The organism is Sphingobacterium sp. Mn56C, assembly GCF_049319645.1.
In the GTDB taxonomy this organism is placed as follows: domain Bacteria; phylum Bacteroidota; class Bacteroidia; order Sphingobacteriales; family Sphingobacteriaceae; genus Sphingobacterium.
Genome location: NZ_JBMOUC010000002.1, coordinates 41,309 through 57,348 on the forward strand (window position 1 = coordinate 41,309; position 16,040 = coordinate 57,348).

Sequence of the window (16,040 nt, forward strand, 5' to 3'; positions counted from 1 at the left end):
AGATAGATTAAAGTTGATTATTCAAATATTTTTATTGTTTTCCCCTTTTTATTAAATTGTACCCTTCCAGTCATTTCAATCTTCTTCAGCAGCTGCGCTAGCGACTCATTGCGTTCTACCTGTAAGGTAAAACGGGCTTCCCGAGCACCAGCGTCGACAAATTGATAAGAGACATCGTACCAACGGCCTAGTTTAAGCATGATTTCTTCCAAGCTGGTATCGGTAAACTCAAAGGTTCCATTGGTCCACTGTATACTTTCTACAGCATTCACCTTCACGAGCTGCGTATGACCATCTTTCTGGATAATAAACTGTTCATTAGGTTTTAAAATGGTTTTCTTATTGCGGTAGGCTACTTCTATTTTTCCCCGAACTAAAGTAGTACGCGCATTTTGCCCCTTATAATTTTCCACATTAAATAAAGTCCCCAGAACCTGGATGCTTTGTTCTCCAGCCTGCACGACAAACGGTTGTGCCGGATTATGGAACACATCCAAACATACCTCCCCTTCAATAGTAATTTTGCGGGTAGCGCCGATAAACTTGGATGGAAAAGTTAACGACGACCCTGCATTTAACCAGGCAATGGTGCCATCCGGCAGTTTAACCTTAAATTCGGCACCACGAGGAATAATTAAAGTATTCATCTGGACCTCATCAGCAGCATCAACGCTTTTTTTGTTGGTATTATCGAGTAAGACAGCCTGTAAATTTAAGGTTGAATCCGGATTGATTGCATCCAGATTTTTGGACTCACCATTGCTTAACAGCACAATTCCTTTATGCTCTTTAAACATCGAATCCGCAGGCGATACAGACAAAGATGTTTTATTAGCTATGCTATTTAACCTCTCTTTAATATCACGTTGCTGCTTAAGATAGATGAATCCAACCGACCCCACCAATGCCAACAGCGCAGCAACCTTAAACCAAGATTGTTTATACCAAACAGGGCGAGTAACGAGGCCATTTACAGCGACAAACTTTTTCCACTCTTCAGCACTATCGATACGGGTATGTTTGACCACATCCGTAGTAAGATCCTTTTTAATTTCCGTATAAAGCAGCCTATTAGCCTCATCGGCCTGTAACCAATCTGCTAGCATCTGACGCTCCTGTTCTGAAAGCATACCGAATTGATCCTTAGCAATCAATTGACTTATCTTGAGCTGATATTCTATTTCTTTCATACATTCGATTTTTTGTAAGCACCGTATTAAACAGTAGGCAAACAAACATTATGCTTACCGATACCTGGTACCCAACAGAGGCCAACGTATCCGGGATTTTTCCTGCATTACCTAATCAATACGACTTTCTGTAAAAAAAGGGTGACAATAATTTACAGGAATTTTAAAAAAAATTTATACCCCTCCTACGCACATAAAAAAAGCTTCCTGAAAAGGAAGCCTATATTCTAATCTAAGCAGCAAAAAGTATTTATTTTTTCGCCAAATCCTGTAATACTTCGGCCACAACAAAATTGGAGCCCCCCACAAAAATTAAATCCCCCTTTTTAAACTGCTCCTTTGCGGCTGCAAGTGCCGATAGTACCGGACCATAACTTTTACCCTTCAATTGATAGCCCGCCGCAATATCGGACAGCTCTTCTGCCGGCATGGCTCTAGGCATATCCGGATTACTAAAGTAATAAACGGCATTTTTAGGTAGATACGGCAGCATATGTGCTAAATCTTTATCGCGCATAGCACCAATCACGATATGCAAGGTCACATACGACATACCTTCGAGATTCTGCACCACCTGTTTAATCCCATCTTCATTATGGCCGGTATCGCAGATAATCAAAGGATCCGTACACAATGTTTGCCAGCGCCCCTGCAATCCCGTCAGCAGCTGCACCTTAGACAAAGCTGCAGCAATATCCGTAGGCGTCAGCTTAAAACCCTGAACCTGCAATTGTTCAATAACCGCCAATACACCCCTTAAGTTTTTAACCTGATAAGAACCCAATAAGTCCAAATCATAGACTGTCTCTACCTCCTGATGCTGAACGTTAACCTGTTGCCATTGCGAATTTACAGCAACCCTTTCAGCCGTATAAATTTGATCTGCAAAAAATAACGGAGCCTGAACACGATCAGCCTTATCCCGAAATACAGCTGCAATAGACTCCTGCGTTTCAGAAATAACGACTGGGGTTAAGGGTTTAATAATTCCAGCCTTCTCGGCCGCTATCTCGGCCAAGGTATCGCCCAAAAGGTTCATATGATCCATCCCGATATTTGTAATCAAACAAACCGCAGGAGAAATAATATTTGTACTATCTAAACGCCCCCCTAAGCCCACTTCGATAACAGCAATATCGACCTCTTCTTTGGCAAAATAATCGAAAGCTAAAGCCACAGTAGCTTCAAAAAATGAAGGTTGCACCGCCTCTATACCAGCAGCATTTGCCTGTACAAAGTCTACAACAAAATCTTCAGACACCTGTTCGCCATTGATACGCACACGTTCTCGAAAATCTACTAAATGGGGTGAGGTATATAAGCCCGTCTTATACCCTGCCTGCGCAAGAATAGCAGCAAGCATATGCGAAGAAGAGCCTTTGCCATTTGTTCCCGCAACATGAATCGTTTTAAATTTATGCTGTGGGTTTCCCAAAGCCTCACAAAGAGCTATTGTACGGTCCAGGTCTTTTTTATAGGCAGACGCACCGTCTCTTGTAAACATAGGCAATCGACTATATAAATAATCGATTGCCTCTGCATAGGTTTTCATATTCTGAATTTTATCTTAATTTGAAGTTGAACCTAATAACGCCCGTCTGACTGTCCGGAGCATTTGCAATTTCGTTAAGGCGAGCGCCACGAACTGCTCTTTCACATTTGGCCCACAAATTACCATCGGATAAGGTAGTACCTTTTGCACCAGCACGGGCATAGGTAATGACCCCATTTTTATCGACTTTAAACTCTACAGCCACGATACCCGCCTGCTGGCCGTTATCGTCGATCTGCGGTCTAGTGGTAAAATGACGGTTTGCCAGTGAAATGGAGGTATTTCCAAAACCAGAGCCCCCTTCACCATAATTGGATGCTAAAGGATCGCCTAATTTGGAACCCTGATTTCCGGGAGTAGAACCCGTACCATCGCCAGCCCCCGTTCCATTATTCTTTTTCCCTTTATATAAGGCGTTGGTATTTACCGCAGGCGTACTATTTTTCACCTCTTTAGTAGTCTCAGCCGCCGCGGTTTTTACCGGTTTTTCTGCTTTCGTAACTGCAGGAGCATCTTCCAAATCTTGGGTAGCCACAGCTTTATCGGCAACCTGTTTTGTCGGCGTAGGTGTAGGCACCTCGGTAGGCACTACCCTATCAGGAACCACATTATTCGCATTTTCGTCTACCGAAGGTTCTTCAACACTCATATAATCGTCGCCCATTCCCTCATCCGCAGTACCATAATTCACCACAATTCCCCCCGTACCATACAAAGGCATATCCGGCTGGCCAAACACGATAAAGAAGCCTATAACAGCTAAAACGGCCATCACCAGGGTAGAGTACCCCAATGCCTTGGGCATATTATTTTCTTCTTTTACATGATAATACATAATCTTCGAATTTTATGTTAAGACTACCCCAAACCATAGATGTTTAATAGCAGTCTTAATTCGTTCCTATCTTAATCCTTTTTAGGCTCCGTTGCCAACACCAGTTTGATCTTCAAACGATTTGCGACATCCATTACCGAAATAACATTCTGAATCGGCACACTACCATCCGCATACAGCATAATGGTAACCTCTTCACCCGTACTAATCTGAGCCTGCAAAGTTTGTTCCAAAGCCTCATAAGGCACCACCTGCTTATCCACATGGTAAGCTTTATCGGCAGTGATAGAAACAGTAATGGTCTTCTTAGCCACCGACTGTTCTCCAGCGCTAGATTTCGGCAATAATAACTTTACCACCTGCGGATTGGCCACTGCAGAAGCCAACAAGAAGAACAACATCAAGAAGAACATGATATCGTTCAATGCAGCGGTATGCACCTCTGCTGTAGGTTTTCCTCTTCTATTTCTTAAGTTCATTGTACTTCGATTTAAATCTTAAAGGGTTTAGAGTTAGGCTCCGGGTTCATCTAAAAGATCGATAAACTCTACAGCTTCCGTTTCCATTTTAAGAATTAAACGCTCTACCATCATATTTAATATATGGTAACCAATATAAGCCAATATACCAATGGTTAAGCCAGATGCCGAAGCAATCATTTTGACATAAAGACCACCAGAAACCGAACCAATATCAATACCACCAGCAACCTCTACGTCGCGGAAAATCTGGATTACCCCAAAGATTGTTCCTACGAAACCTAACATGGGCGCGATACCGGCGATAATACCCAAAATATTAATATTTTTTTCTAAACGTGAAACCTCCAATTTCCCCGCATTTTCAATAGACCCTTCAATATCTTTAATCGGTCTTCCAACACGGGTAAGACCTTTTTGCAACATACGTGCTAAAGCTGAATTACTAGAGCGGCATACAGCAATGGCGGCGTCCAGTTTCCCGGTAAGGACATTACTTTTAATCTGTGCCATTAAGCCACTATCGGATTTTGAAGCCCTTCTAATGGTAAGATAACGTTCAATAAAAATAACTAACCCTAAAAAGAACAATAGCACAATAGGAATCATAATCCATCCACCCTTCATTAAAAGTTGGATAAGGTTTAAGTTTTCCTGTTGCGTTGCTAATTGTACGGCCTGCTGCTGCACCTGATTCACTGAATCTACCGGAAGATTGCCTTGTAATAATGACATAGTCTTTAAAAGAATTTATTGTGTTGTATAAGTTGTTATCTAATTTTTGCTGGCCATGCATCGGCACTAATTTCTTTATGCACAAACCGCAAAGCCGAATCTTGTTTTTCCTTGGTTTCATAGGTATCCCAGATAACCCGGATAAGCTTACTGCCTGCTGTAGGTTCTACCGCCCGAACAGATTTGTGCCCTTTTTTATGGAAAGACTCCACCTGTTTCTCGGCCGTTTCCATAGTTTTATGCGTACCGATTACAACCTGATAGTCATATTTTTTATCTGCGGCTGCAGGTTTCGTGGCAACGGAAGCTACAGGATGCTCTATACCCTGTTGAATAGAATCTTGAATAGACTGATTATGAATACTATCCGGAGTTACGACATACGTGGTGTCCATACCATTTGCGCTACTATCGACCATTGGCATAACCTCGGGAAGCATTTCAGCTTGAGGCACCGGAATCATTTGGGTATTATAATAATAAATACCCGCTAAGACCAGAATAGCAACTGCAGCAAGAATACCATAAATATAAGATCCGGCGGCCGTTTTTTTTGCTTTTGGGTACTCGTCTACGGGATAGTTTGAAGAAAGCGGGAACGTACCAAGCTCATGCGTAGCGTCCTCTACTGCCTCCGTATTTCCAGTATTATACTTATTAACATCCGCAACCGCGGCCCCCTCAACCGCCTGTATTTCCGGTTTAGAGGGTTCAGGTTCCACAACCGGCGCCTCTGCAGGTAAATCAGGTACATCTGGTAAATCAGGTAATTCTGGCGGATTAGGTGTGTTCGACGTATTCGGAATAGCAGGTAACACTGGAGGTACCGCATCCTTTTCCACAGCTAAACCATCCGTATGGTCTGCAGGTGGCGAGGGGATCTCCTCACCAACGGAAAAATAATCCGTCAGCGCCGTATAACTAAAGCCACTCAGATCTAAAGGTTTAAAAACAAAAGAGTTACCGTAAAGCACCAAATGACCTAAGCTGTCCAAGTCAACCTGTCCAGCTTGTTTTAATCTTTCCAGAATCTCGGTTACAGCGATTTCCGTTTCAGCTAAAGCCTCCTCATGCGATATTTGCGATACCTGCTGCAGGTAATTTACAAAATCCGCACCCTGCGTTTCCTCTTTTGCATATTCGATAAATGAAACCGGAGGTAACAATACATTACGTTTAGCATCAAAAGTTGCCGGCTTTACGGTACGTTTAAACGTACCTAACCCCTTAACAAAAACAGAGCCCTGTTTTTTAAGCAATATGTATATATGTTTACCTAGGTTCATTTATCGTTATTTTATGCTGTAGTGCAAAGTTATAATCTTATTTTATTAAAAAGAAAAATTAACACCACCGATCACGTTGAAACCCAAACGCGGGTAATACAAGTAACGTTGATACTCTTTATTGAAAATATTATTTGCTTTAACAAAAATTCCCAAATAAGAGGTAGCCTTATATTCAGCACCGGCACTTAAGTCAAAAAATTCGGGAAGCGTTTCCTTACGGTAAGCCGAAGGCGTTGCCGGGCTTGTAGTACCATCATACGAAAAAGCCTTCGCATACGAAGAACCATGGAATAAAGCTTCGGCATCAATATACAGCTTCTCCGAGATATTGAAACGCGCATTTGCGGCTAACCGTAACTTCGGTTTAAACCAAGCTTCCTCCTCTTTTACCATCGAATAATTGTCGATATTTAAACGACCACCAAGATTCACCAATTCCGACAAACGCACATTGATCTCCCCCTCTATACCGACAAACTTAACCTTATCATCTGGCGTACCGTCATAGATTAAATCAAACATAAAAGGATTATCCTTATTATTTACAAACAAGGACATGCCCTCCAAAGCTTTGTACATAATTTTAGCTTTGTAGCCAAATGTTGCACCAGCATTACCTTTAATACCCCCATAGAAACTTAAGCGTTCCACCATATTCTGGTAAGATAAGTTCGGTCCTAAGTAAGGATTAAGCTGAGATAAGTCCCTAAATGAAGGGCGTTGCACACCCCCTGTTACCCCACCAAATAAATGTATATACCCCGGCACTAAGGAAAAATCCACCTCGGCCGAAGGAAACACATTAAAACGCGTAGAGTCACCAAATTCAGAAACAATGTTAGCGCCTAATGTTAAATCGTAGTTATCACCCTTAAACTTAATATACGGATTTATATTTGCCAAGGAATTATTAAACTTGCCACCATCCGTAACATTCTGAGAACCACCGATAGAATTTAAGTCTACCGCAACATTAGCACCAATATTAAACGTACGAACACGTTTATTCAAATAGGCAGAAATGGCTACCGCATTTTCGCTGGCTTTAAATTTATCCTTGTAGGTATAAGCATCCAACTTTGCTGAATACGAAAAAGCATCCAGGTTATTCGGGTCATTATTACTCGTTAACTCCCCTTTAAAATAAATATCATTAAAATGCTGCGCTTCGCGTGACGGGTTTAAGGTTTTTCCTTCTGTATCCACAGGAATACCGTAAAAACGTGTTCCATAGCGGTTATACCCCAAGGTACCATCAACGGTAAAAGCCGGTAAAACACGGCGACCGAATATCCCCAACTCCTGGCGTGAGAACTTCTGATCGTCTAAACTACCCTTTTGGTTAAGGTGTTTTACAAAACCCCCAAAACGGATATTTTCATAGTCTTCGACAGCGATATAAGCCTCCCCCATTAAAGTACCCAAATTACCTACGCCAAGTTTAACGTAATTGCTGGTAATATCTTCCGTTTTTGTAAACGGAAGCTGCTGTACAGTCAACTCTTTTAAGCCGGTATTAATATCCAGCTTTTTATCCGGTACCGTTCCGTACGACAATTTCGGCATATAACTACGTTTGTTGGTCATATCCGGACTACGTCTGATTTTTACCGCATCAGCAAGAATAGGTTTATAATCACGTACTACATCAAAAGAGTCTATGGTAACCGGCTTTTTAGGATCCTGTTGTGCATACGCAGAATACCCCAAGCCAAAAAACAACGCACTTATTGCATAATTCTTAAATACTGTTTTGTGCAACTTCATCTTATTTCCTATTTCTTGTTATTTTAGTTTTTGTAAACGTTCCTTCGCCGTCTTTAGAATACCGTCGTTTTTATTGTCATAATTGTCAATAACACTTTCTAAAGTTGCTTTCGCTTGGAACTTATCTCCTTTACCGGCATAAGCATCTGCCATTACTAAAAACCCTTTCGCTACCCAATAATCGTAAGATGAAAAAGAATTAGAAATATCAAATGCAGACTGTATAGCCTTATCGTATTGCTTTGCTTTAAGCTGTTGCTCTGCAACCAAATAACGTGCTTCAGCACCTGTTTCAGTTTTAGATTTTATAGCCGCCAGATTAAGCTCTTTTGTTGCATCAGCCGTTTTATTGGTCGCCAAATACGCCTTTGCAGCATAGAGATGTGCTAACGCAATATCCTCTTCAGAAGATTTTTCATAACCTTTCAATAGCGTAGCATAATTTAAGGTTTCAATAAAATCGCCAACATTGAAGTAAGAGACCAACAGGTTCTTAATTGCCCAGCCATAGTTTTCCTTATACTCAGACGTTAACTCCAATTTTTTCAATACCTGCACCGCCTCATTATAAGCCTTATTTCGTAAGTGTAATTTGGCTACACTCACTAAAGTACGTTCGGTATAAGCAGAAGTCCAGTCGTTCATAATAATATTATAATCGTGTAAGGCCTCTTTATCTTTACCTAAATTAGCATTACTCTCTGCACGAATAAAACGCGCAAATTTCTCGTTTATAGGTTTCGGAAATTTATCGAAGTACGCATTAATTGCTTCCAAGGCACCCTGCCAATTACCACGATCAAAAAGATTGCGTGCAACGCCAAAGCTATGGGCATCCTGCTCTGAAGTAGAAAGGTTACCAATATTTGTTGAAGTAGCATATTTTATATAGCCCGTAGCATCGTTATTATCTAAGTAGATATTTTCAATAGATCGTATTGCCTGCTTAGCCTCATCCGTTTGCGCATACTGATTCACCACGCGTTGGAAGGTTGCAAGGGCTGCATCATTCTTATCCTGGTTATACTGCACCAAACCGATGGTCAGCAAAGCACGTGGAACGTAAGAGCTGCGCGGATATTGTTCAACCATTCTTTGCAAGCCATCAATAGCCCTATCGTATTGGTTCATTAAGAAATACGTATAAGGGATTTCAAAAGCCACATCATCGGCATAATTAGATTTCGGATATTTAGAAATTACCGAATTTAATGTAGCAATCTTTGCATCATTATTTCCTTGTAAGCCTTGGATGATACCACGTTGAAATAAGGCATAATCCTGGCTTTGCGCGTTGGAGCTAATTAACCTGTCGTAATACGACATAGCCTTACCGTAATTTTTAGCTGCAAAATAAGAATCCGCTAAACGAGCAATAGCATCGTTACGCGTATTTAAGTCTAAACCATCCTTTCCTCCGCCAGCTAAGAAACGCTCAAAATAATTTGCGGCAGTCGTATAGTTGTCGTTACGGAAGGCAGCATAGGCCAAGGCATAATTAGCATAGTGATATACATCCGTACTGCGCGCTGCTGGCAGCTGCAGGAACTTATTGAAGTTTGCTACAGCCTCTTTATACTTACGCACTTCAAACATCGCCTCCGCTTTCCAGTAGGTCGATAAGGCATAAATCTCCTCGTCGTAGCGGTTACTTTCTGAGCGCATAAACATGGAGATAGCATTTTCAAAGGCACGTTCATTATAAAACTCCAACCCTCGATAATAAGTAACCTTTTGATAAGCCGCTTTAGACTCCCTGGAAGTACGATCTATAGACTCCAAAACATCCACTGCCGAGCGATAGCTCTTTGTGCTCAGTAATATTTCGGCCAGTAAAGTATTCGCTTCCTCCTTGCGTGCTGTACGTTTATACGTATCCAAATACTCCTGGATAGCATCCAGCGCAACCTGGTGGAAATCTAACTCGTACGACAACTTAGCATAATTAAACAACCCCTCCTCTTTCAATTGCGGGTCGAAGTCCAATTTCGAAGCTCTAAAGAAAGCATTTCTAGCACTTTGTTTATTATTGGTCTTTAAAAAAGAGTCGCCCAACGTAATCATTGCACTTTGGTAGTATGCATCAGGCTCGGAAAGCTTTTCCAGTTCCGCAATCGCTTTAGGGTAATCTTTTAAGCGGTACGCAATATACCCAATCTGGTAGCTATCCTGGTTATTTTGCGTTTTTCCCTGATCCTGAGCCTGAAACTTATCGTAAAAAGCTTTCGATTTTTGCAAATCACCTTTGATAAAATAAGTAGCACCAATAATACGGAACATCTCTGTTTCATGCTCCTGTTTGGTACTATTTAAAATCGGTAATGCATAGGCCAACACCTCATCATAGCGCTTGTCTAAGAAGTACAAGGCAGTAATATAATAGGGATACGAATTTACAAAAGTCTTCGAACCATTTAAGCGTTCAAATTCGTTTAAGGCAGTTTTGTACTCTGCATCTAAATAACACAAGTACGCATAATAATAAATTGAAGCCTCTTGAAAGGAGCTTTTATCGTCTTTCAAGCGGGCAAACAACGGTTTTGCCGCCTTATAGTCGTTCGTCATAAACAAAGCGTAGCCCAATTTAAAGCGGTACTCCGTATTCTCCGCACCTGCCAAATTTTTAGCATCAATTTTGGTAAACCATTCTATCGCTTTTGGATAATCCTTTTTGGCATAATAAGAACGACCGATTTGGAAATATGCAGCTTTAGAATTTGCACTTGCCGGATAATCTTTAATATATTTTAAAAATTGATTTTCCGCATCCGTTTCGCCCAATTCCAATGCACATACTGCCTGATAAAATCGTACCCCTTCTTTAATTAAAGTTAGCTCTTCCGTTTCATCCAACTGTAACGTAGATTTTGTACGGATATCTTCCACCTTGTCAAATTGTTTTGCTGCAGAGCTGTATTTCCCTCTTTCAAACAATTCCAATCCTGTTTTATAAGCTTTATTAATATCCTGCCATGCCGTCTGCTGACCAAACGCTGGCATTGTTAATAAACTTATTGCAACACCTAGACCATAAATTTTCTTGTGCATATCGATGTATAAGTCTTTTTATATTTACCTGATCCCTATTAGCATAGTAAAAATATGCCCATTCACCCCCACATATCCTACCCAAAAGCACACACTACTCTTCAACATACGAAATTAACGCTTCAAACGGAAGTTTTCACCAAAAGTTGTTAACAGCTGTGGATAACTATGTTGAAATGTTAATAACATAAGTCCAAAGCCAAGTAAGTGCAATTAAATTTAGTGATGCAGGTTGGTTTACCACCCAATCGATAAACAAGATAAACACATAAATCTACAAGTTAGAAATATAACCAACATGTTACTAACAAAAGGTTAACAACTATCCGCAATACCCGTTATTCCGCCATCTAATAACGCAAAAAACCGCCCAATAGTAGACGGTTTTAAAAATATTTAACAAGCTTTAACAGCTATACAGCACATTAACCACGTTGGCCGGCCAATAAATAGAGAACCGCCATACGCACAGCGACACCATTTTCAACCTGATCTAAAATGATAGCGTGCGCACTATCAGCCACATCGGACGTAATTTCCACCCCACGATTTATCGGACCTGGGTGCATAATAACAATTTCCTTATCCAAGCTATCCAAAATCTCCTTATTCAAGCCATACAACATGGAATACTCCCGTAAAGAAGGGAAGTATGCAATATCCTGACGCTCCAATTGTATACGCAACATATTCGCAACATCGCACCAATTTAAAGCCTTCATCAAGTCATGCTCAACCTTTACACCCAACGATGAAATATACTTCGGAATTAACGTTGTCGGCCCACACACCATTACCTCGGCACCCTGTTTTTGCAAGCAAAGGATATTAGATAGCGCAACCCTAGAGTGCAAGATATCTCCGATTATAGCAACCTTACGACCCGCCATATCACCAAAGCGCTCGCGTATAGAGAAAGAGTCCAACAGCGCTTGTGTAGGGTGTTCATGCGCCCCATCACCAGCATTGACAATCTGGGCGTTTACATGTTTACTTAAAAAGACACCGGCCCCAGCGTAAGGATGGCGCATAACAATCATATCCACTTTCATCGCTAATATATTGTTTACCGTATCGATTAAAGTTTCCCCCTTACTCACCGAAGAAGAAGAGGCGGCAAAATTAACGATATCCGCCGACAGCCTTTTTTCCGCTAATTCAAACGACAAACGCGTACGGGTTGAGTTTTCAAAGAAAACATTGGCAATGGTAATATCACGTAGGGAAGGGACTTTTTTTATCGGGCGGTTTAAGACGTCCTTAAAATTCTTTGCGGTATCTAAGATAAGTTGGATATCATTTTCTGTTAGGTCTTTAATTCCTAAAAGATGACGTGTACTTAACTGTTCTGCTATTGATGACATTTGTTATGAATATTTGTCTACTAAGGTTTATTTTTTCTCGGTAACCAACACAATACTATCTTCTTTATCGACCTCTTGCCAGCTAACAATAACTTTCTGTGAATCGATAGAGTCTACCTGTATACCGATGTAATCCGGCTGAATAGGAATTTGTCGTGAAAAACGACGGTCTACCAATGTCAATAGTTCAATGGTGTTGCTACGGCCGAATGCCTGTATGGCATCCATTGCCGAACGAATGGTACGCCCGGTCCATAATACATCGTCCACAAAAATGACATCCTTACCATCCACAATAAAATCTATCTTCGTACTATTGGCTAATAAAGGCGTACTACCCTTTGTGCGGAAGTCGTCTCGGAAAAAAGTGATATCCAAAATCCCAAGCTCCACCTTCTTGCCTATCATAGACTCGAGTTCTTGCGCCAGGCGTTTTGCCAAATAAGTACCACGAGGTTGAATACCTATAATTGCTGCATTATTAAAATCACCGTGATTTTCAATCAGTTGCTGACACAAGCGCTGGATTGTTATTTGAAACTTTGGACCGTCTAATAATATCGATTGTTTCATTCTAGGAATATTTAAGCAAAAGTAGGAAATTGCGTTGATATTTAAGATATCAGATGTAATATAATATAATAAGAAATGGGTTGTCATAAGAATGACAACCCATTTCGGCGCAGTATTTTTTGTACAATTTATTAAGCAGCTTAGTGCTCGCCAAAGAAATATCCATATTCCTTCATCAAGGCATCGGCCACCTTCTGCACGTCTGCATCTTTATACTCATCGGCCAGCATTTTATAGCGCTGCAAACCAACCAATGCCATCCGAACATTTCTTTCACCGCCAAGATTCTTTAGCAACAAATTGTTCGTATAATAGCGCATATTCTCTTTTATAAAAGTAAGATTACGCAATGCAACCTCTTTCGCTTTAGCCGATTCCCCAGTTTTATACATCGCATCCACCAAAAGAATATAACTCATCGGTTCCGACATTTGGAAGGTACGCTTAGGCATATTTTCGTAGGCATTTACAACGACTTTTCTTGCCTCATCCTTTTTACCTAAGGCCAACAAACTTTGTGCTGTTTCGCCAAAAATAGAGCTTACATATAAGCTAATATAACGGTAAGAATCGGGGTCTAAATACTTCGAATGTGCGATATTTCCCCATTTATATTTATTTATGATATTATCATAGATACCATTTACATCCGCCACCGGCGTATACTCCTCACCTTCACCCTGCCCTTTGGTATTTATAGGCATCAAACGTAATGCAAAACCTTCAGAAACCAAGTACTTATCCAAACCGATATAATTTACCTCCGGCGTGGTCGTTGTAAAATAAATCGGTCTTTTCCAGTTGTTATTCGCCAGAATCGCCATGATAGACAACTCAGCACGGCTTACATAATTCATTGGGTAGGTCCACTGCATAGTATCCACGACAGAAGACTCCCATTCTTTAGGCACCACATGGTTGGCTATTACAGCCTCCTTGTTTACCACAAGTTTCATGTTTTTCGTAGGCAAGATATTCACATACTCTAAGGTCTGCAGCTGTACCTTATTCTGCGGATTATCTGAAAGCATAACTTGTAGTAAATCCTTTACATCCACATGTTCGGCAATCTGGTAGTCTTGGTAGTAAATTACATCGCGCACACCATCTTTAATCAATTCCGGATCAATATCTATAGGTAAGGCATCCGCATCGTTCACCTTCTCCAACATTTGACGCATGTACCAATCCGACGACAGTAAGCTTAAGTTTACAACGCGCACATCGGTACGGAAGCCTTCCACCTCCTGAACATACCACAACGGGTAGGTATCGTTGTCGCCATAGGTAAACAAAATAGCATTAGGGGCACAAGATTCCAGGTAATTTTTAGCCATATCCCGCGCTAAAAACTTCTCCGACCTATCGTGGTCGTCCCAATTTTGCGAGGCCAGTAAAACCGGCCCAGCCAACAGTCCAAAACCTGTAGCCACAATACCCGCCGTTTTAGGTTTTATCTTTTTACTCAAAAACTCAGCAATAGCCAAGACGCCAAGCCCCACCCATATGGCAAAGGCATAGAACGAGCCCGCATAAGCATAATCTCGTTCCCGAGGCTGGAATGGTGTTTGATTCAGGTACAACACAATGGCCAAACCCGTGAAGAAGAACAATAAAAATACCACACCCGCGTCACGTTGATTTTTACCAAAATGCCAGTAGGCACCAATAATTCCGAGAATCAGCGGTAAGAAGAAATACGTGTTACGGGCAGGGTTCTGCGTTTCTGAAGAGGGTAAATCATATTGCCCACCGACAAATAAATTATCAATAAATTTAATTCCAGAAATCCAATTCCCTTCCAAAGGCGAACCATGGCCTTGAATATCATTTTGGCGGCCCGCAAAGTTCCACATAAAATAACGCCCATACATATGCCCGATTTGATAACCAAAGAAGAACTTTAAGTTATCTACAAAGGTAGGGGCATCATTAGGCCCTAAACCTAAAAACTGCCTGTAGAATGCGGGGTGATCCCCCTTTTCACTATATATACGTGGAAAAATAGTTTCCTTATCGTATTTATAATCGGTTTTTTTCTTCGCAACAACATACTTGTCCTTGTCTTTACGGTAAATTTTACCCGACTCAAATACATCAATAGGTTTAGCATCGAAATACCTGCCCTTGAATAAAGGCTCATCGCCATATTGCTCTCGGTTAAGGTAGCTTAAAAAAGTAAAAGCATTATCTGGATCAGAATTGTTTAGGGTAGGATTTGCTTTTGCACGGATCAAAATCATTGCAAAGGAGCTATATCCCAAAATAATAAAACCCAGTGATAATAAGGCAATATTTAAAATAGGTTTCACCTTTTTAATGGAGTACCATATACCAAATACCAAGCCGCCAACGACCAAAAATGCAAAAAAAGCAACGCCAGTACCAAAGCCTAATCCTAACGTATTTACGAAGAACAAATCGGAGAATGCTGCGAATTTAATCAGATACTGTATTACCCCCCATAACACAAAGGCTAGAATTACAACACCAATAAAAAGCGACTTAAATACCCCGCCAATGGTTACCGTTTTGGCACGTCTGTAATAAACAACCAAGGCAATGGCCGGAATAACCAATAAATTCAGCAAATGGACACCAATAGAAAGGCCCATTACATACGCTATAAGCACAAGCCAGCGATCCGCCTGCGGCTCATCCGCACGTACCTCCCATTTCAATATGGCCCAGAACACAATAGCGGTACACAGGGAAGACATGGCGTAAACCTCAGACTCTACAGCCGAAAACCAAAATGTATCGGTAAATGCGTACGCCAAAGCCCCCACAAGACCCGCCCCCATAACGCGCAACACATCATTTTCATTTAAGGGGCTGTTAAGATCCGGTTTTTCTAAGAATAATTTTCGTGCTAATGCCGTAATCGACCAAAATAAAAACATAATGGTTAAACCCGATGATATTGCAGAACCAATATTCATCCAAAATGCGATTTGTGTTCTATCGCCTAGTGCAAAATTGGAAAATATATTCTGCAACATTAAAAATAAGGGTGCTCCCGGTTGATGCACAATCTGCATCTTATAGGCCGATGCAATAAACTCTCCACAATCCCACCAACTGGCAGTACGTTCAGCCGTCATGACATAGGCTAATGTTGCTACTATAGCACAAAACCAACCCAATAGATTGTTAATCTTATTATAATTCATGTTATATGTTGTTGTATGCTAAATAATTCCAAGCA

The 16,040-nt window shown here is 41.0% G+C and carries 11 protein-coding genes; all 11 read right to left on the reverse strand.

What is annotated here, in order from left to right; genetic code table 11:
- Positions 1 to 17: 17 nt before the first annotated feature.
- Entirely contained in the window at positions 18 to 1,190 is a 1,173-nt protein-coding gene (locus tag ACL9RF_RS07600; RefSeq protein WP_422800020.1) for a FecR family protein, read from the reverse strand.
- Between the two features lie 250 nt (positions 1,191 to 1,440).
- A complete protein-coding gene (locus ACL9RF_RS07605; protein ID WP_422800021.1) occupies positions 1,441 to 2,742 on the reverse strand; it encodes a bifunctional folylpolyglutamate synthase/dihydrofolate synthase in 1,302 nt (433 codons plus the stop codon).
- 10 nt (positions 2,743 to 2,752) lie between these two features.
- Positions 2,753 to 3,577 (reverse strand): energy transducer TonB, encoded by an 825-nt coding sequence (locus ACL9RF_RS07610; RefSeq protein ID WP_422800022.1) that lies wholly within the window; start codon positions 3,575 to 3,577, stop codon positions 2,753 to 2,755.
- 71 nt (positions 3,578 to 3,648) lie between these two features.
- Entirely contained in the window at positions 3,649 to 4,056 is a 408-nt protein-coding gene (locus ACL9RF_RS07615; RefSeq protein ID WP_422800023.1) for an ExbD/TolR family protein, read from the reverse strand.
- A 33-nt stretch (positions 4,057 to 4,089) separates the two neighbouring features.
- Positions 4,090 to 4,791, reverse strand: a complete 702-nt coding sequence (locus ACL9RF_RS07620; RefSeq protein ID WP_422800024.1) for a MotA/TolQ/ExbB proton channel family protein — start codon at positions 4,789 to 4,791, stop codon at positions 4,090 to 4,092.
- A gap of 35 nt (positions 4,792 to 4,826) precedes the next feature.
- Positions 4,827 to 6,077, reverse strand: coding sequence for a hypothetical protein (locus ACL9RF_RS07625; RefSeq protein WP_422800025.1), 1,251 nt, complete (start codon positions 6,075 to 6,077; stop codon positions 4,827 to 4,829).
- Between the two features lie 45 nt (positions 6,078 to 6,122).
- Positions 6,123 to 7,847 (reverse strand): hypothetical protein, encoded by a 1,725-nt coding sequence (locus tag ACL9RF_RS07630; RefSeq protein WP_422800026.1) that lies wholly within the window; start codon positions 7,845 to 7,847, stop codon positions 6,123 to 6,125.
- An 18-nt stretch (positions 7,848 to 7,865) separates the two neighbouring features.
- A complete protein-coding gene (locus tag ACL9RF_RS07635; protein WP_422800027.1) occupies positions 7,866 to 10,895 on the reverse strand; it encodes a tetratricopeptide repeat protein in 3,030 nt (1,009 codons plus the stop codon).
- Positions 10,896 to 11,320: 425 nt separating this feature from the next.
- Complete coding sequence (locus ACL9RF_RS07640; protein ID WP_422800028.1) at positions 11,321 to 12,259, reverse strand: aspartate carbamoyltransferase catalytic subunit; 939 nt, start codon at positions 12,257 to 12,259, stop codon at positions 11,321 to 11,323.
- A gap of 27 nt (positions 12,260 to 12,286) precedes the next feature.
- Complete coding sequence (pyrR, locus tag ACL9RF_RS07645) at positions 12,287 to 12,832, reverse strand: bifunctional pyr operon transcriptional regulator/uracil phosphoribosyltransferase PyrR (RefSeq protein WP_422800029.1); 546 nt, start codon at positions 12,830 to 12,832, stop codon at positions 12,287 to 12,289.
- 140 nt (positions 12,833 to 12,972) lie between these two features.
- The gene (locus tag ACL9RF_RS07650; protein WP_422800030.1) at positions 12,973 to 16,005 is read right to left on the reverse strand and encodes a DUF2723 domain-containing protein; all 3,033 of its coding nucleotides are present in this window, start codon (positions 16,003 to 16,005) and stop codon (positions 12,973 to 12,975) included.
- Positions 16,006 to 16,040 lie beyond the last annotated feature (35 nt).

Bases quoted from the DNA above. Each gene is read 5' to 3' on its own strand.
- ACL9RF_RS07610 (WP_422800022.1), bottom strand. From the start codon at position 3,577: ATGTATTATCATGTAAAAGAAGAAAATAATATGCCCAAGGCATTGGGG.
- ACL9RF_RS07650 (WP_422800030.1), bottom strand. From the start codon at position 16,005: ATGAATTATAATAAGATTAACAATCTATTGGGTTGGTTTTGTGCTATA.
- ACL9RF_RS07620 (WP_422800024.1), bottom strand. From the start codon at position 4,791: ATGTCATTATTACAAGGCAATCTTCCGGTAGATTCAGTGAATCAGGTG.
- ACL9RF_RS07615 (WP_422800023.1), bottom strand. From the start codon at position 4,056: ATGAACTTAAGAAATAGAAGAGGAAAACCTACAGCAGAGGTGCATACC.
- pyrR (WP_422800029.1), bottom strand. From the start codon at position 12,832: ATGAAACAATCGATATTATTAGACGGTCCAAAGTTTCAAATAACAATC.
- ACL9RF_RS07605 (WP_422800021.1), bottom strand. From the start codon at position 2,742: ATGAAAACCTATGCAGAGGCAATCGATTATTTATATAGTCGATTGCCT.
- ACL9RF_RS07630 (WP_422800026.1), bottom strand. From the start codon at position 7,847: ATGAAGTTGCACAAAACAGTATTTAAGAATTATGCAATAAGTGCGTTG.
- ACL9RF_RS07625 (WP_422800025.1), bottom strand. From the start codon at position 6,077: ATGAACCTAGGTAAACATATATACATATTGCTTAAAAAACAGGGCTCT.
- ACL9RF_RS07600 (WP_422800020.1), bottom strand. From the start codon at position 1,190: ATGAAAGAAATAGAATATCAGCTCAAGATAAGTCAATTGATTGCTAAG.
- ACL9RF_RS07640 (WP_422800028.1), bottom strand. From the start codon at position 12,259: ATGTCATCAATAGCAGAACAGTTAAGTACACGTCATCTTTTAGGAATT.
- ACL9RF_RS07635 (WP_422800027.1), bottom strand. From the start codon at position 10,895: ATGCACAAGAAAATTTATGGTCTAGGTGTTGCAATAAGTTTATTAACA.